Raw genomic sequence first — 26,783 nt, 5'->3', positions numbered from 1 at the left:
TCGCATATGTTGAACACGCTTACAGAAAAGCGGGCGCGCGGATCTATACTTTGGGATTATTTGACGACGGTGGACCATAAAAAAATCGCGGTTCTTTACTTAATCGCCGGGGGATTCTTCTTTCTTGTCGGCGGAATTGAAGCGATGTTTATCAGAATTCAGCTTGCAAAGCCGGAAAATGCTTTTCTCAGTGCTCAAGCGTACAATGAAGTCATGACAATGCACGGGACGACGATGATCTTTCTGGCTGCGATGCCGCTTTTATTTGCCTTGATGAATGCGGTCGTGCCTTTGCAGATTGGGGCTCGTGACGTTTCGTTTCCATTTTTAAACTCACTCGGTTTTTGGCTCTTCTTTTTCGGGGGCATCTTCTTAAATCTAAGCTGGTTTTTGGGCGGAGCGCCAGATGCGGGCTGGACGTCATATGCCTCACTTTCGCTTCATTCTGAAGGGCACGGCATAGACTTTTTCGTCCTCGGACTGCAAATATCGGGGCTCGGGACGCTGATAGCCGGGATTAACTTTTTGGCCACGATTATTAACATGAGGGCGCCCGGCATGACGTACATGAGGCTGCCTTTGTTTACATGGACGACATTTGTGGCTTCGGCATTGATTTTGTTTGCATTTCCGCCGCTTACAGCCGGATTGGCTCTGATGATGCTGGATCGGCTGTTCGGCACCAATTTCTTTAATCCAGAGCTTGGCGGGAATACGGTCATTTGGGAGCATTTGTTTTGGATCTTTGGCCACCCGGAGGTTTATATCTTGATTTTGCCTGCATTCGGTATTTTTTCAGAGGTCATTCCTGTGTTCGCCAGAAAGCGTTTGTTTGGGTATTCATCAATGGTTTTTGCCATCGTGCTCATTGGCTTTCTAGGTTTTATGGTTTGGGTCCATCACATGTTTACGACAGGTCTCGGACCGATTGCAAATGCGATTTTTGCGGTTGCCACAATGGCTATCGCGATTCCGACCGGGATTAAAATTTTCAACTGGCTTTTGACGATTTGGGGAGGAAATGTAAAGTATACGACCGCTATGCTGTATGCCGTCTCATTTATACCGTCCTTTGTGCTCGGCGGTGTAACGGGAGTCATGCTGGCAGCGGCTGCTGCTGATTATCAGTTCCATGATACGTATTTTGTGGTGGCGCATTTCCACTACGTCATTATTGGCGGTGTGGTATTCGGCCTTTTAGCGGGTGTGCATTTCTGGTGGCCGAAAATGTTCGGTAAAATTCTGCATGAGACGATGGGGAAAATTTCATTTGTATTGTTTTTTATCGGCTTTCACCTTACGTTTTTCATTCAGCATTTTGTCGGTTTAATGGGTATGCCGCGCCGGGTTTATACGTTCTTACCAGGCCAGGGTCTTGAAACCGGCAACTTGATCAGTACAATCGGGGCGTTTTTTATGGCGGCTGCAGTTATTCTTCTGCTGGTCAATGTTATCTGGACATCGGTAAAAGGAGAATATGTCGGAGCCGATCCATGGCAGGACGGACGTACGCTTGAATGGACTGTTTCTTCACCGCCGCCTGAGTATAATTTTAAACAGCTTCCTTTTGTCAGAGGGCTTGATCCGCTTTGGATTGAGAAGCAGGCAGGACACAGCTCAATGACGCCGGCTGAACCGGTTGATGATATTCATATGCCGAACGGCTCAATCCTGCCGCTCATTATTTCTTTCGGCCTCTTTGTTGCAGCTTTCGGGCTGATGTACAGAACCGATCACGCTTGGGGCCTGCCGGTGATCTTTATCGGACTCGGTATCACATTTATTACGATGCTGCTTCGCTCAGTCATTGATGATCACGGCTATCATATTCATAAAGAAGAACTGCCGAACGATGATAAAGGGGTGAAGGCATAATGCAAATTGAAGAAAAATTCACCGCAGAAACCTTTCCAGCTTCTCCCGAAAAAGTAACACTGGAAGGGAAAAATAAATTTTTAGGCTTTTGGCTTTTCCTTGGAGGAGAGACAGTTCTGTTCGCGTCTCTCTTCGCAACGTTTCTCGCACTCCGGAATTCAAACGCCGGTGACCCGCCTACGACGGAAATGTTTGATGTGACGCTTGTGTTTATCGCCACAATGCTTTTATTAACAAGCAGTTTAACGAGTGTGTACGCGATGTACCACATGAAGAACTTTTCCTTCGGCAAAATGCAGCTTTGGCTGGGAATTACGATCTTATTGGGGGCGGGATTTTTAGGGCTGGAAATCTATGAGTTTAAGCATTACACCCATGAGTTTGGCTTTACCATCACAAGCTCTGCACTCGGTTCCGCGTTTTACACGCTCGTCGGTACACACGGCGCTCACGTGGCATTTGGGCTTATGTGGATCAGCACGCTGATGATACGCAATGCCAAAAGGGGACTGAACCTGTATACGGCGCCTAAGTTTTATGTTGCCAGTCTGTATTGGCACTTTATTGATGTCGTGTGGGTCTTTATCTTTACCGTTGTATATTTAATGGGGATGGTGGGATAAACATGGTCGGTAAAAAAAGCAGGGGGCATATCAACAGCGATCTTGAATTTAAGAAAAAGAAGCATGCTCAGGAGATGAAATATCAGGTTCTGTCTTTTGGCTTAATGATTGGACTAACGATTGTTGCCTTTCTGACTGTGGCAACGGACGGTGTCGCCAGCTGGTTTACGATTCCTTTCATTATTCTGCTTGCTGCGATTCAAGTCATCTTCCAACTGTATTATTTCATGCATATGAATCAAAAGGGGCATGAGGCGCCGGCACTGTTTTTGTATTCAGGCATGTTTGTCGCATTTATTACGGTGCTTGCGTTTGTCACAATTATATGGTGGTAATTTGAACAGCCGCCGGAGGTGAAGTAATGAATCAGTTAGACGTGTTTGGGTTTCGCGCGATGTGGAGCCCTTATCTTTTTTGTATCCTGTTGGGGATTACGGTGCTATATCTCTATTTTTACTGGCGAATGTCTTCAAAGCCTGAACGGATAACAGGTAAAGAGATGGTGTGCTTTCTATCGGCGATGCTGTTTTTATATGCAGCAGAGGGGAGTCCGGTAGATCTGCTCGGCCATATTATGTTCAGCGCTCATATGGTGCAAATGGCTGTCCTGTATTTGGTCGTCCCGCCATTATTAATTGCGGGAATTCCCGCATGGCTCTGGGAAAAGATCATTTTCAGGCCTGCCATTAAACCGGTTTTTTCATTCTTTTCGACACCTTTAATTGCTTTGCTTTTGTTTAACGGCATTTTTTCGTTATATCATGTTCCACTTATATTTGATACTGTCAAAACGGATCCGTTTTATCATACATTAATGACTTGGCTCATCTTTGTACTGGCGTTTTTGATGTGGTGGCCGCTTGTTCATAAGGTAGAGCGTCTCCCGCAGCTCAGCGGCTTGATGAAGCTGGGATATATTATGGCGGACGGTATGCTGCTCACGCCTGCTTGCGCGCTGATCATGTTCAGCGGCGCGCCGTTATACGGGACCTATACAGACCCGTCTGCGTGGGCTGAGGCAATGAAGCTTTGTGTGCCTGCGGATATGATGGGGCAGGTCCCATTAACAGGACCGGAGATGTTCAATACACTCCCTTTGTTGGAGGATCAGCAACTCGGAGCAGTCATGATGAAAATCATCCAGGAAATTGTGTACGGCACTTTTTTGGCGCTTGTTTTTTTTCAATGGGTGAAGAAAGAAAGAGAAAAGGACGGGCAGGAGGAACCGCCGTATATTCAACAGACGATATCATAAAAGGTACAGCTGAAGATGCTGTACCTTTTCAGCGTGTCGACAAACCCACGCATTCGTTGTCAAGTCTGCGCGTTGGAACTCACGAATGAAAACATTCGCTCCGCTCTAATGCTCTCCTTTTCTAGACTTCAAGGGTTTTCAATCACGCTGAAAAGATGACAAAATGCTAAAATCAAAACCGTTTTGCATTTTGTCAACCAATCTGAAAGGAACAGCAGAAGATGCTGTTCCTTTTCATTACATTTGAACTGTTTTTAACATGTCGGATATGTCCTGAATCAGTGCCTTGCTTTTTGTTACAACCTGTACGGGAAACTCTTCCGTTTCTCCATATTCTACTCCGTGCGGGTAGTAATGTTTGCCTAAGAGAGGGGGCATTAATTGAATCACGGCTCGGCCGCTTCCAACATCGCCCTCAGCCGCAATGCCTGGTATCCGCAGGTAAAACGTACCCTCAATCGTCGAAAACTTTCTGTCATAGGTGACTCTTTCGTAATCCCATTGACCCGCTCTTATGAGACCTTTGCTTTCCATCAAGTCGTCTAGCCAGCTGAGCTCAGCCTTTACTCCTTCAAGCCCGCTTTCAGTAAACTTCAACACTGACCCCTCCTTATAAAAATTACCTTTCCTGACAATCATAGTATGAAAGCGTTAAACTTTCAATGAATCTTCTTCTTTTGAAAGTATGCAAAAAATAAATTTTGACGAAAATAGCACTAGACTAAAGGAGGGCTATACGGATGACAAAAATAAAAGATCTGATGACAGCCGACTTGCAATATTGCACGGTATTAGATAATGTATATGAAGCTGCAGTAAAGATGAAGGACGCCAATATAGGTGCGGTTCCGGTAGTAGATGAGGATGGAGAAACCCTTGTTGGCATCGTGACCGACCGGGATCTCGTGTTAAGAGGAATCGCTATAAAAAAACCGAATTCGCAAAAAATCACTGACGCGATGACCGAAAAACCTGTCAGTGTGGAGGAAGATGCTTCAGTCGATGAGGTTCTTCATTTGATGGCATCACATCAGCTCAGAAGGATACCCGTTACAAAAAACAAAAAGCTGACTGGAATCGTCACGCTTGGTGATCTTTCTTTATCTGAGCAAACGAATGAACGTGCCGGCAGCGCCTTATCGGATATTTCCGAGGGTGATGACAGAGAAGAAGGCTTTTTTCATTAACACATAAATCTTTGACATGTTAAATAGGCTGTATTGTAATGAGATGTAAGGCAAGACACGTGATCGCACGGGGGTGATAGATTGAAAAATATATTGAGAGCACTGGTTATCCTCTTGATTATTTGCGGAACTTACGTTCTGTTTATTCAATACGGATCTGTTCCTGAAAAAAAATCCAATGACAGCGAGCCTCAAGTGTCTAACGAGGAAGCGCAAAGCGGCAAACGAATACATATGCCGACTTCAGGGTTATTGTCCTTTATGGGCAAGTCCGCCGATGATGTAACAAAAAAGCTTGGGAAACCTGAACGCATTGACCCTTCCGCATATGATTACGATTGGTGGGTTTACAATCAAGGAAAGGACCAATATATCCAAATCGGAGTATTAAATAATAAAGTGGTCACATTATTTGCAGCTGGGAATGATATTAACGCAAAGCCTTTCAAAATTGGCGAATCAACCGGAGAAGTATTCAAGACGACCCAGGTGGCGCCGTTTGTGAATGTAGAGTATAAAGGAAATTCTTATCGATTTGAGTTTTCTGAAGAGGATATCAATACCAGACCGACTGTAAAGGTAGGAAAGATGTATGTCCAGCTGTATATGGACAAATTTGAGGGGAAGCTATCCAGCATCAGGGCGTTTGATGCGCAAACCTTTGTAAAGCAAAGACCTTATGAGGTTGTTTACCGCGGTGAATTAATGAAATCAAAAGATGTTTCAGATGATAAGTGGGAAAAGATCCAAACGACGAGCGAAAAGCAAATATTTGATTTGACGAATGTCATACGTGTCAAGTATGGACTTGCGAAGCTTGAGTGGGACCAGCCGACGGCGGAAGTAGCTTTTGGACATAGCGAGGATATGAAGGACAATAACTATTTCTCCCATGTTTCTAAAAAATACGGGACGCTGAAAGACCGCTTAGAAGAAGGGGATGTTGACTTTCAGCAAGCGGGAGAAAACATCGCATACAATTATGTGGACGGCCCGGCCGCTGTAGAAGGCTGGCTTAATAGTGAAGGCCATCGAAAAGCGCTTTTAAATTCAGATTATACGCATCTAGGTGTCGGAGTAGACCGGAAATATTACACCCAAAATTTTATTAAGCGATGGTAATGAAAAGCCGCGAACGGTTGGTTCCGCGGTTTTTTCATTTCCACATAATCGGCTGGTCTGGATGTGATGGTACAGAGGAGGCCGATACTCTTCCTGCGTTCGATCACCTTTATTGTGTTGGGGCAAATCTAGAAACATTCCATCCTGATAGCAGCCATCTGTGCGATATTTAAAAAACGGAGCAGAACGGCGGTATTCTGACTCTCAAATTGCTTTGCGCTCCCTGTGATAATAAATGAAGATATTGGTGTGAATATAGGCGAACACAATGCCTCACAAAACGATACATTGTAGTAGGTATCATTTTCGGAGGGGGTGAGGATTGTGGCGAACCAACACGCCAATCATTCAATCAATGACTTTAAACAATTCGTCAAAAAGCATCCCAAGCTGATAAAAGAAGTGCGTAAAGAACAAAGAAGCTGGCAGGACGTCTATGAGAATTGGGTCCTCTTCGGGGAGAGCGACCCGATTTGGGATCCGTATCGGGAACCGGAAGAAGGTGCGAATGCTGTGCCAGAAACGGCGGAAAAAAATGATTTTGTCTCTAAAATGGTAACAGCGGTGAAAAAAATGGATGTCAATCAAATGAACGAACAAATCAATAAAATGAGCCAGTCAATTTCATCATTGCAAAGTCTTCTTCATACATTTTCCGGGAGCGGCCAAAAGCAATCTCAGCCAGGCTCTGGACAGCATCCTTTTTCTTTTCGAAAGGATTAAAAAAGGGGAGCTTATATGCGCAAAGAGGTTCAGGAATTTATTTCAGCAAATGAAGAACGGAAACGATTCATCAGAGAACAGCCGATATGGTACCGCAGGCTTTCGAGAAAACCGGATGATCTGTCCTCCTTTCAGCTTGAGATGATGAACTTTTATGAAAAAACCATACCGCACCGGGTGAACCAGTTTACGAACGGGATTCAAATGGCGCAAATGATGATGCAAATGTTTCAAGCGATGCGGACAAAAGATTGAAAGGCCCGAAAGAGGGTCTTTTTTCATGCTGTAAATGCAGGGAGATTGTTTTCAGGCTTCGGCTAAGGATTTTCCAATTGGCTGGTTTCATGGTAAACTAACAACTGGAGGTGCGTGTTATGTATGCGACGATGGAATCCGTGCGGCTTCAAAGTGAAGCTCAGCAGCTTGCCGAGATGATTCTGCAGTCGGAGACGGCTGAGAACTACCGCAATTGTTACAAGCGTCTCCAGGAAGATGAAGAGGCAGAGCGGATTATTCGTTCTTTTATCCAAATAAAAGAGCAGTATGAGGATGTACAGCGTTTTGGCAAATATCATCCTGACTATAGAGAAATATCCCGGAAAATGAGGGAGATCAAGCGGGAGCTGGATCTGAACGATAAGGTGGCTGACTTCAAGAGAGCTGAAAATGAGCTCCAGTCTATTCTTGATGAGGTTAGCGTCGAGATTGGAACAGCTGTTTCAGAGCATGTTAAAGTTCCGACTGGGAACCCTTATTTTGATGGTTTGTCTTCGTGCGGAGGCGGCTGCGGTTCGGGCGGAGGCTGCGGATGCAAAGTGTCCTGACGAGACTGGCCGTCTCGTCTTTTACATATAAGAGAAATCAGGCAGGTGATTGTATTGGAGAATAGGCGCCAGGGTATGGTTGTGTATCTGCATTCCCTAAAACAAAGCAAAATGCTGAGGAAGTTCGGAAATGTGCACTATGTATCAAAACGCTTAAAATATGTCGTGCTGTATTGCGATATGAATCAAATTGAAAAAACAATGGACAAGATCGCTTCTTACTCGTTTGTGAAAAAAGTGGAGCCTTCTTATAAACCGTTTTTAAAATTGGAATTCGAGTCAAAGCTTGATAAAGCAAAAGAATACGATTATAAAATCGGCATATAGCTCTATAAAAAAATCCCCGCAGGCTTCTGCGGGGTCCTTCTATTCCTTAACAAGTTAAGGAGAAGGCAAAGGGAGAGGAGAAACCGGAGGAAGAACTTATGGGGAAACGTAAGTCTTCTCCGCGGTTGGCAACAACATCCTCTAGATGCTGTTGTTTATAGTATGGACAAGGATCAGTCTGGCTATACACCTGTTTAAACAAGATTACGTTCATTGTTTGCAAGAATGCTTTATGTTAAGATAGGATTGATTTTTTTCTATGTACATAGCGGCGTCCGGCCGAACAAAAAAACAAAATAGCTTTTAGAAAAAGTGGTGTGGAATATGAGAGTAATTTCTGGATCAAAAAAAGGCCGTTCACTAAAGGCCGTGCCGGGAACATCAACAAGACCGACAACCGACAAAGTGAAGGAATCCATTTTCAATATGATCGGCCCTTATTTTGACGGGGGCAGGGGACTGGACTTATTCGCGGGGAGCGGAGGACTTGGAATCGAAGCGCTTTCACGCGGGTTTGAGCATTGTATATTCGTTGACCGTGATTTTAAAGCGATTCAAACGGTAAAATCAAATTTAAAAACGCTGGAGCTTACAAAACATGCACAGGTATACCGCAATGATGCGGAACGGGCTTTGCACGCTGCTGCAAAAAGAGAAACTGCCTTTCGCGGCATTTTTCTTGATCCGCCGTATAAGGAACAAAAGCTGAGAGCGCTTTTAACGATGATTGACGAATATCAAATGCTGGAAGAAGACGGATTTATCGTTACTGAGCATGACAGAGAGGTCGAGCTTCCCGAAGCTGTAGGAGATCTTGTGATGGCAAGAAAAGAAACCTATGGACTTACAGGTGTAGCGATTTATAAAAAGAGGGGGTAGTGTTGTGGCGAGTATAGCTGTCTGTCCCGGCAGTTTTGATCCGGTGACCTACGGGCATCTGGACATCATCAGACGCGGGGCGCATATTTTTGAACAAGTGTATGTGTGTGTGTTGAATAATTCTTCAAAAAAACCTTTGTTCAGTGTAGAAGAACGGTGTGAGCTTTTGAGAGAAGTGACAAAAGATATCCCGAACATTACAGTTGAAACTTCGCAAGGGCTATTAATTGATTATGCAAAAAGAAAAAATGCGAAAGCGATTTTAAGAGGCTTAAGAGCGGTGTCTGATTTTGAATACGAGATGCAGGGGACATCTGTAAACCGTGTACTTGATGAATCCATTGAAACGTTTTTTATGATGACAAACAATCAATATTCGTTTTTAAGTTCAAGCATTGTCAAAGAAGTGGCAAGATACAATGGCACTGTATCAGAGTTTGTGCCGCCGGAAGTAGAGCTGGCGCTTCAGCAAAAATTCAGACAAGGATGAGGGGGTTTGACTCATCCTTTTTTTGTGCCGTTTGTCAGTCTGTAAGAACAAATGATAATGTACGTAAACAGTGCGCATAATGTGACAGCAGGTCCAACCTGCACGAGCTGATTCCAGCTGTTTATAAGTGCTGTTGGCATTTCGCCGCTATGAAGAGATTTGAAAACATACTGATATGGATCATTCCATGCCGTGTATAGAGGTTTCCATAAAAGCATGACGAAGACGGCGGCATAAACGCCCTGCAGCAAACGCGCGATAAAGAATGGTTTAAATCTGATATCGGTTTCCGATAAAATACCTGCCACTTGAGCTTGAACAGAAAAACCGCTAAACCCGAGAATAAAGCTGACGATAATGGCTTGTTGCAGAAGAGTAACGTCTGTTTCGCTGACAAGCTTGCTTCCCAGCGTGATTTCAAACATTCCTGATAATAGAGGGATGTCCAATTGAGCTGGAAGCTGAAACAAGGTCAGCGCACCTTTTGTGAATACAGACAGAATATCAGTCAGCTGCACCACGGATAACAGCCTGTTAAAGACAGAAAACAAAATAATAAACCCGCCCACCATGAGAAGCGTTTGAACAGAAGATGTCACGGCGTCGCCTAAAATTTTGCCCAGAGGCCGTTTTTCCGCAAGTCTGGCGGTATGCAGAGCGTGTAAAGCATCTTTGATCGAAGGAAAAGGAATCGTTTTCTTATTTCTGAGATGCTGCTCTTCTTTGCGTCCATAGGAACGCATCGTTAAACCGACAGCCAGATTCCCTAAATAGTGTGCGGTAGCCAATAATATGCCCAATGACGCGTTTTGAAAGAAACCGACGGCAACAGCGCCAAAAATAAAGAGCGGATTTGAAGAATTGGTAAACGACGCAAGCCGTTCTGCTTCTACTCTTGAAATCTGTTTTTCCTGCCGCAGACGGGCAGTGAGTTTTGCTCCCGCTGGGTTTCCTGATGCCATTCCCATAGCAAGAACGAAGCCGCCGACACCCGGCACGCGAAAGATCGGCCGCATAAAAGGCTCAAGCAAAACACCGACAAACCGCACAATGCCAAAACCGATTAAGAGTTCAGACAGAATAAAAAATGGCAGCAATGACGGAAACACAACCTCCCACCACATAGAAAGCCCGGTTTTAGAGGCTTCGAATGAGGCCTGCGGATGTGAGATGACAGTCGCTGTTAAAAATAGAAAAAACGAAGCAATTAAAAGTGTATGAATCTTCGACAAGTTCATTCTTACCTCCCCGATGCTAAAAATGCCCAATCACATGTATATCATGATAAAATATGTATGACACGAAACGGCCAAGCAGTACCTGTCCTTTTGAATCTTTGTACTAATATACGAGCATAGGGGTTCAGTTTAGACCATAGAATTCGGTATACAGGGAATTCAGGCAGGAGGTTAACGCTTTGGTTAAACCTAAAATCGGGTTAGCGTTAGGATCGGGAGGGGCCAGGGGGCTCGCTCATCTCGGTGTGCTCTCCAGTTTACATAAGCATCAAATTGAAGTGGATATGATTGCGGGGAGCAGCATGGGCGCTTTGGTAGGCAGTTTCTATGCCGCCGGCCACGATGTGGCAACGATGGAGAAAGTCGCTAAAGTCTTTAAACGGCGGCTTTATGCTGATTATACGGTTCCGAGGCTCGGTTTTTTAAAAGGTGATCGCGTCAGGCAGCTTGTGCATGCTTATACATTCGGAAAACCGATCGAAGAGCTTCAAATCCCGCTGGGCATTGTAGCGTGTGATTTACAGACAGGAGAAAAGATTGTGTTCCGCAAGGGCTCGGTGTCAGATGCGGTGCGGGCGAGCATCAGCATACCAGGTATCTTTATTCCGCAGAAGCTGGACGGACGGCTTCTTGTAGACGGCGCGGTCGTCGACCGAATCCCGGTTTCTGTTGTCAAAGACATGGGGGCTGATATTATCATCGCTTCGGATGTCTCCAGGGTTCGAAAAACCGAAACGGCGGCGCATATTTTTGATGTGATTATGCAAAGTATGGATATACTGCAAAATGAATTGGTGCGACATCAAACGATTGCCGCGGATATCATGATTCGCCCTTCTCTTGAAACATACAGCTCCAGCTCGTTTGCTAATATTGAAGCAATGATATCGGCAGGCGAGGAAGCGACAGACCGAATGATCAGCAAGATAAAAAAAGAAATAGAGAATTGGGAGGGCTCATAATTTGCTTCGTAAAAAACATTTTAGCTGGATGCTTGTCATCCTCATTCTGATTGCCGTTTTATCATTTATAAAACTTCCATACTATATTACAAAACCGGGAGAAGCGACAGAGCTTGCTTCACTGATAAAAGTGGAGGGAGGCTACCCGGAAACAGGAAGTCTGTCCTTAATGACTGTCAAAGTGGGACCGGCTAATCCGTTTACATATGTGTGGGCGAAGGTTCACTCTTATTATGAAATAGTTCCTGATGAAAGCATCAAGGAAGAAGGCGAATCAGATGAGGAGTATATGAAAAGGCAGCTCCAAATGATGAAAAGCTCGCAAGAAAACGCCGTCATAGCGGCCTATCAAAAGGCAGGAAAAAAAGTCAGTTATTCCTTTAACGGCATATACGCTAGCTCAGTTGTAGAAAACATGCCCGCAAAAGGGAAAATAGAAGTCGGTGATAAAATTATTAAGGCAGACGGCAAAAACTATCAGTCTGCTGAAAAGCTGATTGATTATATCAGCAGCAAAAAAGCGGGAGATAAAGTCCGGTTAAAAATTGAAAGAGAAGAAAAAGAAAAGATGATCACCCTTACATTAAAACAATTTCCCGATGAGCCGGAACGGGCAGGCATCGGAGTTTCGCTCTATACGGACAGGAACGTGAAAGTGGAGCCCGATATTGATTTTGAAATCGAAAATATCGGCGGCCCGTCAGCAGGGTTAATGATGTCTCTGGAAATCTATAATCAGCTGACAAAACCAGACGAAACAAAAGGCTACGAGATTGCGGGAACCGGTACCATTGATGTTGACGGAAAAGTAGGTCCGATCGGCGGCATCGATCAGAAAGTCGTCGCCGCGGACAAAGCTGGAAAAGACATTTTCTTCGCCCCAAATCAAAACGGCGCCAGCAATTCCGATTATAAAAACGCAGTGAAAACAGCAAAAGATATTGATTCAGATATGAAGATTGTGCCTATTGATACGATGCAAGACGCGATTGATTATTTGAATAAGCTGAAAGCGAAAAGCACCTGATACTCAAGTGCTTTCAGTGTGTCGATAAACCCCCGCATTCGTTGTCAGGGCTGCGAGTCGGTGCTCAATACGGAGTGGAACGGCCAGACGTCCTGCCTACATCCTGTGAAATCTGCTCCGATGCTCGGCCTTCCTGGACTTCAACAATTTGAAGCACCTGAACTCAGGTGCTTTTTATATATTTAAAAAGCGTTGTTCATCCTCGTCATATCGAATGGGAGTACGTCCATATTCCTGCAGGGCAAATTCAGTTCTCAGCGGTTCTTCTATCGGCAGACTGTAGATTCTGCTTGCTTTTATGTCCAGATCGAGTGCGGGATGGGAGAAAGAGGACAGTTTGCTGACAAGCGGAACGGACATCGCTTTTTTCTTTTCTGATAAATAAGACTGTCCTTTTTTCGTCATGCCGAGAAGCCTAATATAAGGCACCTCTTCGTCGGCAAGCAGCTTATGCATCTCCTGTTTGTTCGTTCTGGTTAAAATGTGCGTGTTCATCCGCTGGAGCCTTGTCCACGTATAACGTTTTGTTTTCAGAAGCTCCATAAATTCCTGGTAGGAGCTGGCTTTTCTGATCGAACGAAGAATTCTGTGTTCTAAGCCTTCCTCCACCTCGTATACGTGCTGTAATTCCTGTGCTGTGACAGTCGACAGGCTGTATTTTAAGTAAGAAAAATAGCTTTCAGGTGTATGCCACAATCCGAAAGATTTTCGGTAATGTGCTAATTCACTTGCGGATGTACCAGGAAGAAAACGAAGGCAGGCTTCAAGATTCTGTTCAAACATCGCTTTTCTGATACTTGTGGCGCTTGCGATATGGTTTTCGCCTTCAGGAAGGTCGGCATCATGATAGTCCGAGGAAATGCGCGCTGTGGTATAAGGTTTCGTTGGATATCCCCCGGAAAGAATGGAAGTCACATAATGATATCCCAGAATGTTGTTTGGCTTTGATAAATCAAGCGCATTTTCTGTATGTAAAATGGATCTGAAGGCGATAGCTGCCGCGGCTGGGTAGCTGGCCCCCTTTTTAAGTTCTTCTTTGATACACTGATCAAATGTATGCTTATGCTCATCAATAAGCTTTGCTGTTTCTATAAACGGCTTAATATCACCATTTTCACTCCCGAAAAAAAGCGCCTCGCATCCAAGTTTGTTCAGGATGGAAACACTGCCGCGTGCGAAAATCTCCGCTTTTTGCACCGCATAAAGATAAGGCAGTTCAATGACAAGATCGACTCCGCTTTGCAGCGCCATTTTTGTTCGGGCCCATTTTGACACTACAGCCGGTTCTCCGCGCTGTAAAAAATGTCCGCTCATTACAGCAACAGCCGTGTCACATCCGGTTTGCCGCTTTGCTGTTTGGGCATGATAAAGGTGACCGTTATGAAAGGGATTATATTCAACCACCAATCCGACAGCTTTCATATTTTTTCCGCCTTTCTTGCTATGTTTAAAAACGTATGGTACATTTGCAAATGGAAACTCTTACGTCTTATTTTTATTCTAAGTGTATGCATCGCATATACCGCTGTCAATGATACTTGAGTGGCAGCATTATGCTGTAAAGAAAAAATATTGACAAAAACAATCTTAAAAGCTATAATCATGTTTGTTGCTTTCATGAGGTGATACAAATGAAATGGACGATTTATCAGCTGCATCAAATGCCAAACCAAAGTTTTGAGTTTGATGAAACAGTTGAGTTAAATGAGCTGACAAAGCTGAATTCTGACATCCGCCGCATTTCTCCCGTTCGGGTGAAGGGCAGAGCGGATATTAAATCGAAACAGGTTTCGTTTGATTTTGCGATTTCAGGCGAAATGATTTTGCCATGCTCAAGAACACTCGTTGATGTTGCGTATCCATTTGAAATTTCAACAAAAGAACTGTTTATATTTCATCAGACGGATGATATAGAAGATGATGACGTTCACATTGCTGAGGACGATACTATCGACTTAACTCCGATCGTGAAAGAAGAAATTCTTTTAGAAATCCCTATGCAAATCTTTTGTGAATCTGAACAAGAAAAAGGAGCTGCTCCTCAAGAAGGAAAGGACTGGCAAGTCATTTCAGAGGAAGACAAGAAGAATCAAGTCGATCCGAGACTTGCAGCCCTCGAAAAGCTCTTAAAACAAGATGATGAATCTTAACTCTTTAAGGAGGTGGGAATAATGGCTGTACCTTTTAGAAGAACTTCTAAAATGAAGAAAAGATTGCGCCGTACACATTTCAAACTTAATGTACCTGGTATGACAGAATGTCCGTCATGCGGAGAGATGAAATTGTCTCACCGTGTATGCAAAGCATGCGGATCATACAACGGCAAAGACATAAATGTAAAAAGTAACTAATAAGAAAAGCGCAGGGTGAAAGCCCTGCGCTTTTTCTTTTTCTCTTCCTGTCAGCTTGCGGAAAATTTGTAAGTGCAAATAGTCTATCTAATCTATTACCGGCATATGTATGAGATAAATAAGCTGACATGGAGGGAGATTAAATTTGACCATTACAAGACAAGATGCTTGGACTCAGGATGAGGATTTGCTGCTGGCAGAAGTGGTGCTTCGCCATATTCGAGAGGGAGGAACACAGCTATCAGCCTTTGAGGAGGTTGGAAGAGCGCTGACCAGAACCGCAGCAGCCTGTGGGTTCAGGTGGAACTCGTATGTGAGAAAACAATACCAATCAGGCATAGAGCTTGCGAAAAAGCAGAGGAAAGAACTGAGAAAACAAATCGGCGTTCATTCGGTCAATTTGCCGAATTCCGTAAAGCAAACCGCCGCGGCAGCGTCAACAGAAGGAAAACGAGATTTGTCCATTCAGGATGTCATTCAATTTCTCGAACAATTCAAAGAAACGCCGTCTGCACATGAATTTCAGCTCGAAAGGGAAAAATTGAAGAGGCAAATCCAATCGCTGCAAAAGGAGCTTGAGGATTTACGGAGTGAAAATCAAACATTGAGGAACCAGCTAGAGATGACAGAAGAGGATTACAAGGCACTGATCGATATTATGGACCGGGCCAGAAAAATGGTTGTTTCTAAGGAAGACGGAAGAATGAAAAAAAAGGCTCAAGAAACGTAATGAACGCCTGAAATGAACCGGCCGTAGAGTGTGAATAGGCCGGTTGTTTTTATTTCTATGCAGATTCTCCCGGTGTCATTTCTTGATCCATATCAGGGTGCCAGATGAGCGGGTTTTCCCCTTTGTCCCGCGCCATATCATATTTAACAGTTTCAAAGTTCATTTTATTCCAAAATTCCGCTGATTTCATTCGCGGATTTGTCCGAATCGGCATTTTGAATGATTTGGCAAATTCAACCAACGCTTTCCCGTATCCTCTGTTTTGGTAGCCCGGAAGAACCTCAAGCTTCCAAAGCTCCAAATAATCCTGATGATTGTCGAAATAAGGATTCGATTTGCCATTAACTTGATATAGACTCATTCGCGCTACAAGTTTATCCCCAAAATAAATCCCGTAAAAAGGCGAAGTGCTGTCATTTTCAATAATATTATCCTGAAGATCTTCAAGCATTGAAAGCTCCTGAATGCCGTATTCTTTGAACTTCTTGAATTCTTCAAGCGTTTTATAGTTGACGAGCAGACGTTCTACCTTTACCATGCAATCTCCCCCTTTGTTGTTTCTACATATATTGTAAACGCTTTATTTAAAAAATCCAAATATTAAAACTTTAATTTTAAGCACACGGAACCTTTGAGAAGTAATTTGTTCTTACTTCTGCTATGATAATACATAAATGTTAATTGGGTGTGACAACATGAAAATTGGGATTATCGGCGGAGGCTCTGTCGGTCTTTTATGCGCCTATTATTTGTCACTTCATCACGAGGTGACTGTTGTGACGAGGCGGAAAGAGCAGGCTGCGGCCATAAAGTCTGAAGGCGTCCGGCTTGATAAAGGCGGAGAAGAATTCAGCGCTGATTGCAGTGCGGACACGAGTATCAATTCGGATTTTGATCTGCTTGTCGTGACAGTAAAGCAGCATCAGCTCCAGTCTGTTTTTCCGTCGCTTGAACGGATCAGGAAAACGAATATATTATTTTTGCAAAACGGTATGGGGCATATCCACGAATTGAAAGACTGGCGCGTTGGCCATTCCATTTATGTTGGAATTGTTGAGCACGGAGCTGTTAGGAAATCAGATACAGCTGTTGATCATACGGGTTTGGGTGCGATAAAATGGAGCGCGTTCGATGACGCTGAACCAGATCGGCTCAACATTTTGTTTCAGCATAACCATTCGGATTTTCCGATTCGTTATGAGGAGGATTGGTACCGCTTGCTGACGGGCAAGCTGATTGTTAACGCTTGTATCAATCCGTTAACCGCGTTATTGCAGGTGAAAAATGGAGAACTGCTGACAGCGCCGGCTTATCTCGCTTTTATGAAGCTGGTTTTTCAGGAGGCGTCCCGCATTTTAAGGCTTGAAAACGAAGAAGAGGCTTGGGAGAGGGTTCGGGCCGTTTGCGGGCAAACGAAAGAAAACCGCTCTTCTATGCTGGTTGACGTTATCGAAGGCCGGCAGACGGAAGCTGACGCCATTATCGGATATTTATTGAAGGAAGCTAGCGTTCGCGGCCTTGATGCTGCCCACCTCGAGTTTTTATACGGGAGCATTAAAGCTTTGGAGCGAAATACAAACAAAGTCTTTTGAGCTTTTTCTGTAACATGCTATACTCATTTCGGATAACTAACTATTTATTTAGAAAGGAAGTTCTAGAAGATGCAGCTAACTGAACTTTCCATCAAAAATCAGAATGTGTTTGTACAGCACTATATAGATGGCAAAGAAGAAATGTCTTCTTTTTTTGATTACAGCATTCATCATAAGGACATGTGGCGCGACAGACTGAAGGACTTATCCTCCCGGTTTTTCGCAAGAGAGGAGTTGGCGGCATACTTATCCTCTTACCATGATAAATTCGGTTCAAGTGCCATGCAGTCTGCTATTGAGAAGCTGAAGGATCCGTCAAGCGCGGCTGTTGTCGGCGGACAGCAGGCAGGACTTTTAACAGGACCGCTTTATACTATACATAAAATCATTTCAATCATTGTGTTAGCAAAGGAACAAGAAAAGCATCTGCAAGTGCCTGTCATCCCGATTTTCTGGGTGGCCGGAGAAGACCACGATTTGGATGAGATTAATTTTGTCCATACATCTGAAGAGAATGGTCCCGTGAAAACAAAGCTGCCCCAGTCTTATTGGAAGAAATCTTCGGCAGCGAGCACAACTCTTGATCAGGAAAAATGCGCCGCATGGATAGATGGTGTATTTGCCGCTTTTGAAGAAACAGACCATACGAATACACTTCTCGACAATGTGAAGCGATGTTTAAGTGAATCTGTTACATTCACTGATTTCTTTGAACTGCTGATCGCGGATCTGTTCCAAGAGGAGGGGTTAGTTTTATTAAATTCTGGAGATCCGGGGATTAAAAAGATGGAAACGGCCATGTTCCAAAAGATTCTCCGGGAAAATGATGAACTCGCCCGCGCTGTGTCAGAACAGCAGGACTTCATGCGTGAAGCAGGCTACAAGCCGATTATCGAGTCCGGAAAAGAGCAGGCGAATCTGTTTTATGAATATGAAGAAGAGCGTTTTTTAATTGAAAAAGACAACGGCCGTTTTGTCATCAATGAGCTTGATCTCGCATGGACGATGGATGAACTTTATACACATATAGAAGAACATCCTGAGCGCTTCAGCAATAATGTTGTAACGAGACCGTTAATGCAGGAATACCTTATTCCGACTTTAGCCTTTATTGCAGGGCCTGGAGAAATTAACTACTGGGGTGAGCTTAAACAGGCCTTTACGGTGATGGGCTTTAAAATGCCTCCGGTTATGCCGAGGCTGAATATTACGATACTTGAACGGCATATTGAGAAAAAACTGCTTGAACGGGATATCTTATTACAAGATGCGATTGAACGCGGTACGGAGAATCAAAGAGAGATATACTTTGAGCATCAGATTCCGGAAGAGTTTACCGCGGTGATGGATCAGGCGAAAAGACAAATTGAAGCGGTTCACAAAACGGTAAGGCACGAGGCGTTAAAGGTTGATCAAAGCATGGAACCTTTACTCCTGAAGAACGCCGCTTTTATTCAGGATCAGCTTCAATTTTTAGAGCGGACAGTGACGAAACGAATTGAAGAAAAAGAAGGCTGCGTCTTGAAGGATTATGAGAGAATCCAAAATAGCATTAAGCCGTTGCTTGCGCCGCAAGAGCGAATTTGGAATATCATGTATTATTTGAACAGGTACGGTCCAAAATTCTTCACATCATTCAAGAATCTGCCATTTTCTTTTCAAAATCAACATCAAGTTGTCAAACTTTGAAATAAAGTTTTAAAGAACCCTGACTAGTTCAGGGTTTTTTTTTATGGGTAAACAGTGTAAAATGAAGTTGTGGAGAGAAGTGGTGGATAGTGGTGAGTTAAGGAGAGAAAGTGGGGCAAGAGATCATGTTTATGGGTGAATATCAGCATACCATCGATGCGAAGGGCCGCATGATCGTACCCGCTAAATTCAGAGAAGGCCTTGGCGAGCAGTTTGTGCTGACCAGAGGGCTTGACCAATGTCTCTTCGGCTACCCTATGCACGAATGGAAACAAATTGAAGAAAAACTAAAAGCACTTCCTCTCACTAAAAAAGATGCCCGCGCGTTTACCCGTTTCTTCTTTTCAGGGGCGACCGAATGCGAACTGGACAAGCAAGGCAGGGTAAATATCGCATCATCTCTATTGAATTACGCCAAACTGGAAAAAGAATGTGTTGTTATCGGGGTTTCTAATCGAATTGAATTGTGGAGTAAAGTAATTTGGGAACAATACACAGAAGAGCAAGAAGATTCATTTGCTGAAATTGCTGAAAACATGATTGGGTTTGATATATAATGATTCTTCGTGTATAACACTCTAAAAACAATTTCAATTCATCCTGATAAAAGGTGGGACCAACACAATATGTTTCAACACAAAACAGTACTTCTTCGTGAAACCGTAGACGGGCTTAATATTAAACCGGACGGTACATATGTAGACTGCACACTCGGCGGAGCTGGGCACAGTACATACTTATTGCAGCAATTATCCGAGAAGGGGCGTTTAATCGCTTTTGACCAAGACGATACGGCATTAGAGCATGCCAAAGAAGCGTTGTCCAATTATAAAGGGCAGCTCATTTTGATCAAAAGCAATTTCAGGTATTTAAAAGAATGTTTGAATGAACAAGGTATTACTGAAGTAGACGGTATTTTATTTGATTTAGGGGTGTCCTCCCCGCAGCTGGATACACCGGAACGGGGATTCAGTTACCATCATGACGCACCGTTGGACATGAGGATGGACCAGTCGGCCACACTTACGGCGAAAGAAGTCGTTAATGAGTGGCGCTATGAGGATCTCGTCCGTATCTTCTTTAAATACGGCGAAGAGAAGTTCAGCAAACAGATCGCCAGAAAAATTGAAGAGGCAAGAATCAAATCTCCTATTCAAACTACGGGCCAACTGGTCGATCTAATAAAAGACGCGATTCCCGCTCCAGCGAGAAGGAGCGGAGGACATCCCGCTAAACGCGTGTTTCAGGCAATCAGAATTGCCGTGAACGATGAACTTAAGGTGTTTGAAGAGGCTTTGGAGCAGGCAATAGAGGTTCTGAAACCAGGGGGAAGGGTATCAGTCATCACCTTCCACTCGCTTGAAGACAGAATTTGTAAATCTACTTTTAAAGAAAAGTCGTCACTTCCGGAACTTCCTCCGGGTCTTCCTGTCATACCGGAAGAGTTTGAACCAGAACTTAAACTCATCACGCGAAAACCGATTACGGCATCTCAGGAAGAGCTTGAAGAAAACAACCGGGCTCGTTCTGCGAAGCTTCGGATTGCCGAAAAAAGAAAATAACGAAACACGAACGCAAAATAAAAAGGAGGTCATCAGCCTATGAGCAATTTAGCTTACCAACCAGAGAAACAGCAGCGGCATACGATCAGTCCTGAGAAAAAAGTAATTGTCAAGAAAAGGGCTTCCATTACTCTCGGAGAAAAAGTGCTTCTTGTCCTCTTTGCTGCGGTGGTGCTCAGCGTATCGCTTTTGATCGTATCAAAGGCGTATGCGGCATATCAAACCAATATTGAGGTGCAAAAGCTTGAGGAGCAAATTTCATCCGAAAATAAGCAAATTGGTGACCTCGAAAAAAGTGTTGCTGATTTAAGCAAACCGCAGCGCATTATGGACATTGCGGAAAAGAACGGCTTGAATTTAAAAGATAAAAAAGTGAAAAACATACAGGAATGATTCAAATGCCAAAAAAGAATAAATTTATGAATAGAGGAGCAGCGATTCTAAGTATTTGTTTCGCTCTCTTTTTCTTTGTTATCCTTGGGAGAATGGCGTATATTCAAATAACCGGAAAAGCGAATGGCGAGGTGCTTGCGACAAAAGCGACAGAGCAGCATGAAAAGAAACGGCCCATCGAAGCAAGCCGCGGCTCGATTTTAGACCGAAACGGTAAAGTGATTGCGGAAGATACAGCGACGTATAAGCTGATTGCCGTTCTTGATAAAAAAATGACCACTGATAAAAAGCATCCTCAGCATGTTCAAAACAAAGAAAAAACGGCGGAAGCGCTCTCTAAAGAGATTAAGATGGACAAGGCTGATATCCTTGATATCTTAAACAAGGATTTAAAGCAAGTGGAGTTCGGTTCAGCGGGCCGGGATATTACGTATTCGAAAAAGAAAGAAATCGAAAAGTTGAAACTCCCGGGCATTTCATTTTTACGGGATACCAAACGCTACTATCCAAATGGTGTTTTTGCATCCAATCTAGTAGGGTATGCCGAGGTTGATGAAGACACAAATGAAATTTCCGGCGCGATGGGACTAGAAAAAGTGCTGGATAAGTATTTGAAGGAGCGGGACGGATATGTGACCTATGAAAGCGACAAATCCGGCTGGGAGCTCCCGAACAGCAAAAATAAAATTACAGCGCCAAAAAATGGTGACAATGTTTATTTAACCATTGACCAGAAAATCCAAACCTTTTTGGAAGACAGCATGACAAAAGTGGCGAAAAAATACAATCCGAAAAAAATCATGGCAGCAGTCGTCGATCCGAAAACGGGCAAAGTGCTTGCCATGGGACAGCGCCCAAGTTTTGATCCGAACACCCGCGATGTGACAAATTACTATAATGATTTGATTTCATATGCATATGAACCCGGATCAACGATGAAGATTTTTACACTTGCTGCTGCTATACAGGAAAATGTGTATAACGGCAATGAAGAGTACAAGTCCGGAACATATAAAGTAGGCGGAGGACAAGTAAAAGACCATAATGCCGGGGTAGGCTGGGGAGCAACAACATACCATGATGGTGTAGTGAGGTCTTCTAATGTGGCTTTTGCCAAACTGGCTAATGAAAAGCTGGGCTATTCCCGTCTAAATGAATATCTTCATAAATTCAATTTCTATCAAAAAACAGGTATTGATTTGCCGAATGAAGTATCAAGTAAAATAAATTTCAAATATGAATTTGATAAAGCATCGACTGCATATGGACAAGCTTCTGCTGTTACACCGATTCAGCAGCTTCAGGCCGCAACAGCAATTGCGAATGACGGCAAAATGATGAAACCCTACGTCATAGACCATATTGTAGATCCTGATACGAAGAAAACCATTTATCAAAATAAACCTCAGTCAGCCGGTACGCCAGTCTCTGCTGATACCGCTAAAAAGGTTCGTAATATTTTAGGTGATGTCGTTACATCTGATATCGGTACAGGACGGCCGTATAAAATTGAAGGTTTTGATGTAGCCGTTAAAACCGGAACAGCACAAATTGCCGGACAAAACGGTTATCTATCTGGACGCGATAATTACGTATTTTCTGTAATGGGAATGGCGCCTAAAGATGATCCTGAGCTGTTGATCTATGTTGCGGTGCAGCAGCCGCAATTAGAGAATGATGAAACAGGTTCAGATCCAGTATCAGAAATCTTCAACCCAACAATGAAAAACAGCCTGCACTACCTGAACATCAAACCAACTGAAAAATCTGACTCGGATAAGGAAGAAACAAAAGCGCAGACGATGCCTGATTTAACAGACCAAACGGTAGCCGGTGCTCAAAAGAAAGCAAAAGAAGAAAATCTCACACCGGTTGTCATCGGCAGTGATGTCGCTGTAAAAGAACAGTATCCGAAAGCGGATGAGGAAGTTCTGACCAATCAGAAGGTCTTCCTGAAAACGGGCGGTAAAATCAAAATGCCTGATATGACAGGCTGGTCGAGAAGAGAGGTTCTTCAGTACGCCGAGCTGGCGGGAATTCACATTGAAGTCAGCGGACAGGGCTATGCTGTCAGCCAAAGCGTCAAGAAAGACAAAGAAATAAAAGACAAAACCGTAATCAAGGTGACGTTTAAAAATCCTGATTAAATAGAAAGAAAGCTTGCTGGGGATTTCCCTGCTATGCAGGCTTTCTTTTTTTATACCTTCAGAGGAGCATCGTTCTACTTGTCCAAGTTCAGGCATAAAATGAAACAAGCTTAAATAAGGAGTGAACGGTCTCTTGCGCGTCTCGAATGTAACGGTTAGAAAACGTTTATTATTTGTTTTGCTTTTTGGCGTGATCGTGTTTCTGATCATTGATACAAGGCTGGGGTATGTTCAGTTTGTGATGGGTGAGAAACTGACTTCGCTGGCAAAGGATTCTTGGAGCAGGAATTTGCCGTTCGAGCCGGAGAGAGGCGAGATCCTTGATCGCAACGGTGTGAAGCTCGCAACAAACAAAAGCGCGCCGACCGTATTCGTCGTGCCGCGCCAAGTTCAGAATCCGATGAAAACGAGCAAGCAGCTTGCGGCGGTTTTAAACATGTCAGAAGAAAAAGTATATAAGCACGTGACCAAAAAAACGTCAATCGAAAAGATCACTCCTGAAGGGAGAAAGATTTCAAATGAAAAGGCGAAAGAAATCAAAGCGCTCGATTTAAAAGGTGTGTATGTGGCGGAGGACAGTATCCGCCATTACCCGTTCGGTAGCTTTTTGTCTCATGTGCTTGGATTTGCCGGAATTGACAACCAAGGTCTCCTTGGTCTAGAAGCTTATTACGATGATGATTTAAAAGGGGAAAAGGGCTCTGTTAAGTTTTATACAGATGCCAAAGGAAAGAAGATGCCTGATGAAGCGGACGACTATACACCGCCTAAGGACGGGCTTGATATGAAGCTGACAGTTGATTCAAAGGTTCAAACGATAATGGAAAGAGAGCTTGATAACGCTGAGGCTAAATATCATCCAGACGGTATGATTGCCGTGGCCATGAATCCGAAAAACGGAGAAATATTGGGAATGTCCAGCAGGCCTGACTTTGACCCTGCTGATTATCAATCAGTCGATCCGTCCGTCTACAATCGGAATCTGCCGGTGTGGAGCACGTATGAGCCGGGATCTACCTTTAAAATTATTACACTTGCAGCAGCTCTTGAAGAGCAAAAAGTAAATTTGAAACGTGATCAATTTTATGATAAAGGGCATGTGGAAGTGGACGGAGCGAGACTGCGGTGCTGGAAAAGAGGCGGGCACGGGCTGCAGACGTTTCTAGAAGTTGTACAGAATTCCTGCAACCCGGGGTTTGTTGAATTGGGCGAGCGCCTAGGCAAGGATAAGCTTTTCAAATATATCAAAGACTTTGGTTTCGGCCAAAAAACAGGAATTGATCTGCAAGGTGAGGGAACAGGAATCTTATTCCCGCTTGACAGAGTAGGTCCGGTCGAACAAGCGACTACGGCTTTCGGGCAGGGGGTATCTGTCACGCCGATTCAGCAGGTTGCAGCCGTATCTGCCGCTGTAAACGGAGGAACGCTTTACACACCTTATATTGCAAAGGAATGGATCGACCCTGTAACGAAAAAAACGGTCAAAAAACAATCGCCAATCGCCAAGAAACAAGTCATTTCAGAGGGAACCTCCAAACAAATCCGCTATGCTTTAGAAAGCGTTGTCGCAGAAGGCACCGGCCGCAACGCATTTGTAGAAGGATACCGTGTCGGCGGAAAAACGGGAACTGCACAAAAGGTTAAAGATGGAAAATACCTTGAAAACAACCATGTTGTATCATTTATCGGTTTCGCGCCGGCTGACGATCCGAGTCTTGTCGTCTATGTCGCGGTGGATAACCCGAAAGGCACGATTCAGTTTGGCGGAACGGTTGCAGCGCCTATTGTCGGGAATATTATGAGAGACAGCCTGCCTGAGATTGGTGTCAAGCCTCGGAAAAATCAAATTGAGAAAAAATACAAATGGAACGACACAAAAACAGTAGAAGTTCCGAATGTTGTAGGGATGTCTGTCTCAGAACTTGAGTCACTTTTGGTGAATCTCAATGTCGATGCTTCCGGGAAAGGAAGCAAAATCGTGAAACAATCGCCAGCTGCCGGAACGAAAGTAAAAGAGGGCTCAAAGATACGCGTTTATTTGACTGAAGAGGATGAAAAGGAGGCAGCCGATTGATTCGGGCTGCCTATATTTTATTGCAGAAAAATGATATGATCTTTCAAGATTAGCTGGATGTATCCTTTTATTTACGCTAAAATATGAACTGTATGCTTAAAATCATTATCACATCAATTGACGTGACTTCAATGATAAAAAGAACGAATTAGAATGTTGAGAGGTTTGATACGATGAAACTGACAAAGCTGCTTACATACTTAACAACCGAACCTTCTGTAAACGACTCACAAGACCCTGAAATAACTTCAATTGAGATGGACTCCAGGGAAGTAAAGAAAGGGAGTCTTTTTGTATGTGTAAAAGGGTATACGGTGGATGGCCATGATTTTGCGCAAAAAGCAGCAGAAAGCGGCGCAGCGGCTATTGTGGCAGAAAGAGAGCTTGATGTGGATGTGCCTGTCATTATTGTCCGGCAGTCACTGCGAGCGCTCAGCGTTTTGTCTGATGCGTTTTACGGACAGCCGACAAAGAAGCTTCAGCTGATCGGGATCACAGGCACAAACGGAAAAACATCAACGACCCACATGGTCGATGAGATTCTGAAAAAAGCGGGAAAACGCACAGGCTTAATCGGCACAATGTACATGAAAATCGGCGAAGAAACACTTCCCGTTAAAAACACGACACCTGAAAGCGTCACACTGCAGAAAACGTTTAAGAAAATGAATGACAAGCAAGTTGACACTGCCATCATGGAGGTTTCTTCTCACGCATTGTCTTTAGGTCGTGTTCATGGCTGTGATTATGATATTGCCGTGTTTACGAATTTAACGCAGGACCATCTGGACTATCATAAAACGATGGATGAGTACCGACAGGCAAAAAGCCTGCTCTTTTCTCAGCTTGGCGGGGCTTTCGACCATGAACATCCAAAGCGTGCCGTACTGAACGCTGACGATGAGGCGAGCGCTTATTTTGAAAAGGTGACCGCAGCGCATATTTGTACATACGGAATAAAAAACAACGCTGATGTGATGGCGAAGAACATCAATATCACGGCACAGGGCACAAGATTTGATCTTGTGACAAACAAAGGCACTAAACATATCACAATGTCGCTCGTCGGACAGTTTAACGTGTATAACGTGCTGGCAGCTGTTGCAACATGTATTGCAGCAGGCATACCGTTTGAAACGATCACTGAAGCGGTTGAAGAATTGCATGGCGTAAGAGGCCGTTTTGAATTGGTTAATCAGCAGCAGGAGTTTCCAGTCATTGTTGATTACGCGCATACGCCGGACAGCCTTGAAAATGTACTGAAGACATGCAAAGACATGACAGAAGGTAAGCTTTTTGTCGTTGTCGGCTGCGGGGGAGACAGAGATAAGACAAAACGCCCGAAAATGGCTAAAATCGCTGCGGAGCTGGCTGACGAACCGATTTTCACTTCAGATAACCCGAGAAGCGAAGATCCCCGCGCGATTTTAAGAGATATGGAAGCTGGAGTAGAGAATGCATACTACCATAGCATTGCAAACCGCGAGCAAGCGATCTTTTTCGCGATTGCCAATGCCAAAAAAGGCGATGTTGTTCTCATTGCAGGAAAAGGGCATGAAACCTATCAGCAGATCGGAAACGAAACCTTCGATTTTGACGATGCTGAAGTGGCGGCGAGAGCGATTGTCGAACTCAATAAGAATAAGACAAATTCATAGGAAAGAGATGTTATTGCATAATGGAGCTTCAAAAGATTTTTCATATGGAAAAAGA

General features: G+C 43.9%; 30 protein-coding genes. 25 read left to right on the top strand and 5 right to left on the bottom strand.

All coding sequences use genetic code 11. The features are described from left to right. Positions 1–6: 6 nt before the first annotated feature. Genes ctaD through ctaG form a run of 4 tightly spaced genes read left to right on the top strand, consistent with a single transcriptional unit; the run spans position 7 to position 3,753 of the window. On the top strand, positions 7–1,875 hold the full coding sequence (ctaD, locus tag V6D44_RS01840; protein WP_087992169.1) for a cytochrome c oxidase subunit I: 1,869 nt from the start codon (positions 7–9) through the stop codon (positions 1,873–1,875). After that, complete coding sequence (gene ctaE / locus V6D44_RS01835) at positions 1,875–2,498, top strand: cytochrome c oxidase subunit III (RefSeq protein ID WP_003221354.1); 624 nt, start codon at positions 1,875–1,877, stop codon at positions 2,496–2,498. The genes ctaD and ctaE overlap by 1 nt, the downstream gene beginning before the upstream one ends. Before the next feature lie 2 nt (positions 2,499–2,500). Continuing rightward, positions 2,501–2,833, top strand: coding sequence for a cytochrome c oxidase subunit IVB (ctaF, locus tag V6D44_RS01830; RefSeq protein WP_087992168.1), 333 nt, complete (start codon positions 2,501–2,503; stop codon positions 2,831–2,833). A 26-nt stretch (positions 2,834–2,859) separates the two neighbouring features. Beyond that, a complete protein-coding gene (ctaG, locus tag V6D44_RS01825) occupies positions 2,860–3,753 on the top strand; it encodes a cytochrome c oxidase assembly factor CtaG (protein ID WP_333516239.1) in 894 nt (297 codons plus the stop codon). A 237-nt stretch (positions 3,754–3,990) separates the two neighbouring features. Here ctaG and V6D44_RS01820 read toward each other — a convergent pair whose 3' ends face one another. Then, the gene (locus tag V6D44_RS01820) at positions 3,991–4,353 is read right to left on the bottom strand and encodes a YugN family protein (RefSeq protein ID WP_087992166.1); all 363 of its coding nucleotides are present in this window, start codon (positions 4,351–4,353) and stop codon (positions 3,991–3,993) included. A gap of 140 nt (positions 4,354–4,493) precedes the next feature. Here V6D44_RS01820 and V6D44_RS01815 point away from each other — a divergent pair, with 140 nt between their 5' ends. From V6D44_RS01815 to coaD, 8 genes are all read left to right on the top strand, one after another. Then, positions 4,494–4,940, top strand: coding sequence for a CBS domain-containing protein (locus tag V6D44_RS01815; protein ID WP_087992165.1), 447 nt, complete (start codon positions 4,494–4,496; stop codon positions 4,938–4,940). Positions 4,941–5,021: 81 nt separating this feature from the next. Further along, positions 5,022–6,062 carry a CAP domain-containing protein gene (locus tag V6D44_RS01810; RefSeq protein WP_202327705.1) on the top strand — a complete coding sequence of 347 codons (1,041 nt, stop codon included), beginning with the start codon at positions 5,022–5,024 and terminating at the stop codon, positions 6,060–6,062. 324 nt (positions 6,063–6,386) lie between these two features. Continuing rightward, positions 6,387–6,785, top strand: a complete 399-nt coding sequence (locus V6D44_RS01805; protein ID WP_087992163.1) for a YlbD family protein — start codon at positions 6,387–6,389, stop codon at positions 6,783–6,785. Positions 6,786–6,800: 15 nt separating this feature from the next. Continuing rightward, entirely contained in the window at positions 6,801–7,040 is a 240-nt protein-coding gene (locus V6D44_RS01800) for a YlbE-like family protein (RefSeq protein WP_003221368.1), read from the top strand. Positions 7,041–7,159: 119 nt separating this feature from the next. After that, positions 7,160–7,609, top strand: a complete 450-nt coding sequence (gene ricF, locus V6D44_RS01795; RefSeq protein WP_087992162.1) for a regulatory iron-sulfur-containing complex subunit RicF — start codon at positions 7,160–7,162, stop codon at positions 7,607–7,609. Between the two features lie 54 nt (positions 7,610–7,663). After that, positions 7,664–7,936, top strand: coding sequence for a YlbG family protein (locus tag V6D44_RS01790; RefSeq protein WP_015715839.1), 273 nt, complete (start codon positions 7,664–7,666; stop codon positions 7,934–7,936). Between the two features lie 324 nt (positions 7,937–8,260). After that, entirely contained in the window at positions 8,261–8,815 is a 555-nt protein-coding gene (gene rsmD, locus V6D44_RS01785; RefSeq protein ID WP_087992161.1) for a 16S rRNA (guanine(966)-N(2))-methyltransferase RsmD, read from the top strand. A 4-nt stretch (positions 8,816–8,819) separates the two neighbouring features. Beyond that, complete coding sequence (gene coaD, locus V6D44_RS01780) at positions 8,820–9,305, top strand: pantetheine-phosphate adenylyltransferase (RefSeq protein WP_087992160.1); 486 nt, start codon at positions 8,820–8,822, stop codon at positions 9,303–9,305. Between the two features lie 11 nt (positions 9,306–9,316). Here the strand turns inward: coaD and spoVV are convergent, their stop codons facing one another. After that, positions 9,317–10,543 (bottom strand): dipicolinic acid transporter SpoVV, encoded by a 1,227-nt coding sequence (gene spoVV, locus V6D44_RS01775; protein WP_087992159.1) that lies wholly within the window; start codon positions 10,541–10,543, stop codon positions 9,317–9,319. Between the two features lie 179 nt (positions 10,544–10,722). On the opposite strand from spoVV, the gene V6D44_RS01770 reads away from it, so the two are divergent. Then, complete coding sequence (locus tag V6D44_RS01770) at positions 10,723–11,505, top strand: patatin family protein (protein WP_087992158.1); 783 nt, start codon at positions 10,723–10,725, stop codon at positions 11,503–11,505. 1 nt (position 11,506) lies between these two features. Beyond that, a complete protein-coding gene (gene ddcP / locus V6D44_RS01765; protein ID WP_087992157.1) occupies positions 11,507–12,532 on the top strand; it encodes a protease DdcP in 1,026 nt (341 codons plus the stop codon). Positions 12,533–12,706: 174 nt separating this feature from the next. Here the strand turns inward: ddcP and V6D44_RS01760 are convergent, their stop codons facing one another. Continuing rightward, positions 12,707–13,954, bottom strand: coding sequence for a nucleotidyltransferase (locus tag V6D44_RS01760; protein WP_087992156.1), 1,248 nt, complete (start codon positions 13,952–13,954; stop codon positions 12,707–12,709). Continuing rightward, complete coding sequence (locus tag V6D44_RS01755; RefSeq protein ID WP_087992155.1) at positions 13,951–14,136, bottom strand: hypothetical protein; 186 nt, start codon at positions 14,134–14,136, stop codon at positions 13,951–13,953. The genes V6D44_RS01760 and V6D44_RS01755 overlap by 4 nt, the downstream gene beginning before the upstream one ends. Positions 14,137–14,163: 27 nt before the next feature. Here V6D44_RS01755 and V6D44_RS01750 point away from each other — a divergent pair, with 27 nt between their 5' ends. From V6D44_RS01750 to gerR, 3 genes are all read left to right on the top strand, one after another. Then, entirely contained in the window at positions 14,164–14,682 is a 519-nt protein-coding gene (locus tag V6D44_RS01750) for a YceD family protein (protein WP_087992154.1), read from the top strand. A 21-nt stretch (positions 14,683–14,703) separates the two neighbouring features. After that, on the top strand, positions 14,704–14,883 hold the full coding sequence (gene rpmF, locus V6D44_RS01745; protein ID WP_003154457.1) for a 50S ribosomal protein L32: 180 nt from the start codon (positions 14,704–14,706) through the stop codon (positions 14,881–14,883). Between the two features lie 145 nt (positions 14,884–15,028). Beyond that, entirely contained in the window at positions 15,029–15,613 is a 585-nt protein-coding gene (gene gerR / locus V6D44_RS01740) for a sporulation specific transcriptional regulator GerR (protein WP_087992153.1), read from the top strand. A 55-nt stretch (positions 15,614–15,668) separates the two neighbouring features. Here the strand turns inward: gerR and V6D44_RS01735 are convergent, their stop codons facing one another. Beyond that, positions 15,669–16,151, bottom strand: a complete 483-nt coding sequence (locus tag V6D44_RS01735; RefSeq protein WP_087992152.1) for an N-acetyltransferase — start codon at positions 16,149–16,151, stop codon at positions 15,669–15,671. A 157-nt stretch (positions 16,152–16,308) separates the two neighbouring features. Here V6D44_RS01735 and V6D44_RS01730 point away from each other — a divergent pair, with 157 nt between their 5' ends. From V6D44_RS01730 to V6D44_RS01695, 8 genes are all read left to right on the top strand, one after another. Further along, a complete protein-coding gene (locus V6D44_RS01730; protein ID WP_202327704.1) occupies positions 16,309–17,205 on the top strand; it encodes a 2-dehydropantoate 2-reductase in 897 nt (298 codons plus the stop codon). 69 nt (positions 17,206–17,274) lie between these two features. Beyond that, positions 17,275–18,894, top strand: a complete 1,620-nt coding sequence (gene bshC, locus V6D44_RS01725) for a bacillithiol biosynthesis cysteine-adding enzyme BshC (protein ID WP_202327703.1) — start codon at positions 17,275–17,277, stop codon at positions 18,892–18,894. Between the two features lie 125 nt (positions 18,895–19,019). Continuing rightward, positions 19,020–19,451: a division/cell wall cluster transcriptional repressor MraZ gene (gene mraZ / locus V6D44_RS01720; protein ID WP_003221402.1), complete on the top strand. Its 432-nt coding sequence runs from the start codon at positions 19,020–19,022 to the stop codon at positions 19,449–19,451. Positions 19,452–19,520: 69 nt separating this feature from the next. After that, on the top strand, positions 19,521–20,456 hold the full coding sequence (rsmH, locus tag V6D44_RS01715) for a 16S rRNA (cytosine(1402)-N(4))-methyltransferase RsmH (protein ID WP_333516238.1): 936 nt from the start codon (positions 19,521–19,523) through the stop codon (positions 20,454–20,456). Between the two features lie 39 nt (positions 20,457–20,495). Then, positions 20,496–20,849 carry a cell division protein FtsL gene (gene ftsL / locus V6D44_RS01710; RefSeq protein WP_087992148.1) on the top strand — a complete coding sequence of 118 codons (354 nt, stop codon included), beginning with the start codon at positions 20,496–20,498 and terminating at the stop codon, positions 20,847–20,849. Positions 20,850–20,854: 5 nt separating this feature from the next. Continuing rightward, positions 20,855–22,996, top strand: coding sequence for a penicillin-binding protein 2B (gene pbpB / locus V6D44_RS01705; protein WP_437124953.1), 2,142 nt, complete (start codon positions 20,855–20,857; stop codon positions 22,994–22,996). Positions 22,997–23,129: 133 nt separating this feature from the next. Further along, positions 23,130–25,070 carry a stage V sporulation protein D gene (locus V6D44_RS01700; protein ID WP_087992146.1) on the top strand — a complete coding sequence of 647 codons (1,941 nt, stop codon included), beginning with the start codon at positions 23,130–23,132 and terminating at the stop codon, positions 25,068–25,070. 173 nt (positions 25,071–25,243) lie between these two features. After that, entirely contained in the window at positions 25,244–26,728 is a 1,485-nt protein-coding gene (locus V6D44_RS01695) for a UDP-N-acetylmuramoyl-L-alanyl-D-glutamate--2,6-diaminopimelate ligase (RefSeq protein WP_087992145.1), read from the top strand. The last annotated feature ends 55 nt before the right edge of the window (positions 26,729–26,783 follow it).

It is taken from the genome of Bacillus sp. 0209A (assembly GCF_036765095.1).
GTDB classification, from domain to species: domain Bacteria; phylum Bacillota; class Bacilli; order Bacillales; family Bacillaceae; genus Bacillus; species Bacillus subtilis_G.
Note: the sequence above shows the minus strand (reverse complement) of the source record. Positions and strands in the feature narration are given on the sequence as shown.

Bases quoted from the DNA above. Each gene is read 5' to 3' on its own strand.
- ctaD (WP_087992169.1), top strand. From the start codon at position 7: ATGTTGAACACGCTTACAGAAAAGCGGGCGCGCGGATCTATACTTTGG.
- ctaE (WP_003221354.1), top strand. From the start codon at position 1,875: ATGCAAATTGAAGAAAAATTCACCGCAGAAACCTTTCCAGCTTCTCCC.
- ctaF (WP_087992168.1), top strand. From the start codon at position 2,501: ATGGTCGGTAAAAAAAGCAGGGGGCATATCAACAGCGATCTTGAATTT.
- ctaG (WP_333516239.1), top strand. From the start codon at position 2,860: ATGAATCAGTTAGACGTGTTTGGGTTTCGCGCGATGTGGAGCCCTTAT.
- V6D44_RS01815 (WP_087992165.1), top strand. From the start codon at position 4,494: ATGACAAAAATAAAAGATCTGATGACAGCCGACTTGCAATATTGCACG.
- V6D44_RS01800 (WP_003221368.1), top strand. From the start codon at position 6,801: ATGCGCAAAGAGGTTCAGGAATTTATTTCAGCAAATGAAGAACGGAAA.
- ricF (WP_087992162.1), top strand. From the start codon at position 7,160: ATGTATGCGACGATGGAATCCGTGCGGCTTCAAAGTGAAGCTCAGCAG.
- rsmD (WP_087992161.1), top strand. From the start codon at position 8,261: ATGAGAGTAATTTCTGGATCAAAAAAAGGCCGTTCACTAAAGGCCGTG.
- spoVV (WP_087992159.1), bottom strand. From the start codon at position 10,543: ATGAACTTGTCGAAGATTCATACACTTTTAATTGCTTCGTTTTTTCTA.
- V6D44_RS01760 (WP_087992156.1), bottom strand. From the start codon at position 13,954: ATGAAAGCTGTCGGATTGGTGGTTGAATATAATCCCTTTCATAACGGT.
- V6D44_RS01755 (WP_087992155.1), bottom strand. From the start codon at position 14,136: ATGATTATAGCTTTTAAGATTGTTTTTGTCAATATTTTTTCTTTACAG.
- V6D44_RS01750 (WP_087992154.1), top strand. From the start codon at position 14,164: ATGAAATGGACGATTTATCAGCTGCATCAAATGCCAAACCAAAGTTTT.
- rpmF (WP_003154457.1), top strand. From the start codon at position 14,704: ATGGCTGTACCTTTTAGAAGAACTTCTAAAATGAAGAAAAGATTGCGC.
- V6D44_RS01735 (WP_087992152.1), bottom strand. From the start codon at position 16,151: ATGGTAAAGGTAGAACGTCTGCTCGTCAACTATAAAACGCTTGAAGAA.
- V6D44_RS01730 (WP_202327704.1), top strand. From the start codon at position 16,309: ATGAAAATTGGGATTATCGGCGGAGGCTCTGTCGGTCTTTTATGCGCC.
- bshC (WP_202327703.1), top strand. From the start codon at position 17,275: ATGCAGCTAACTGAACTTTCCATCAAAAATCAGAATGTGTTTGTACAG.
- mraZ (WP_003221402.1), top strand. From the start codon at position 19,020: ATGTTTATGGGTGAATATCAGCATACCATCGATGCGAAGGGCCGCATG.
- rsmH (WP_333516238.1), top strand. From the start codon at position 19,521: ATGTTTCAACACAAAACAGTACTTCTTCGTGAAACCGTAGACGGGCTT.
- ftsL (WP_087992148.1), top strand. From the start codon at position 20,496: ATGAGCAATTTAGCTTACCAACCAGAGAAACAGCAGCGGCATACGATC.
- pbpB (WP_437124953.1), top strand. From the start codon at position 20,855: ATGCCAAAAAAGAATAAATTTATGAATAGAGGAGCAGCGATTCTAAGT.
- V6D44_RS01695 (WP_087992145.1), top strand. From the start codon at position 25,244: ATGAAACTGACAAAGCTGCTTACATACTTAACAACCGAACCTTCTGTA.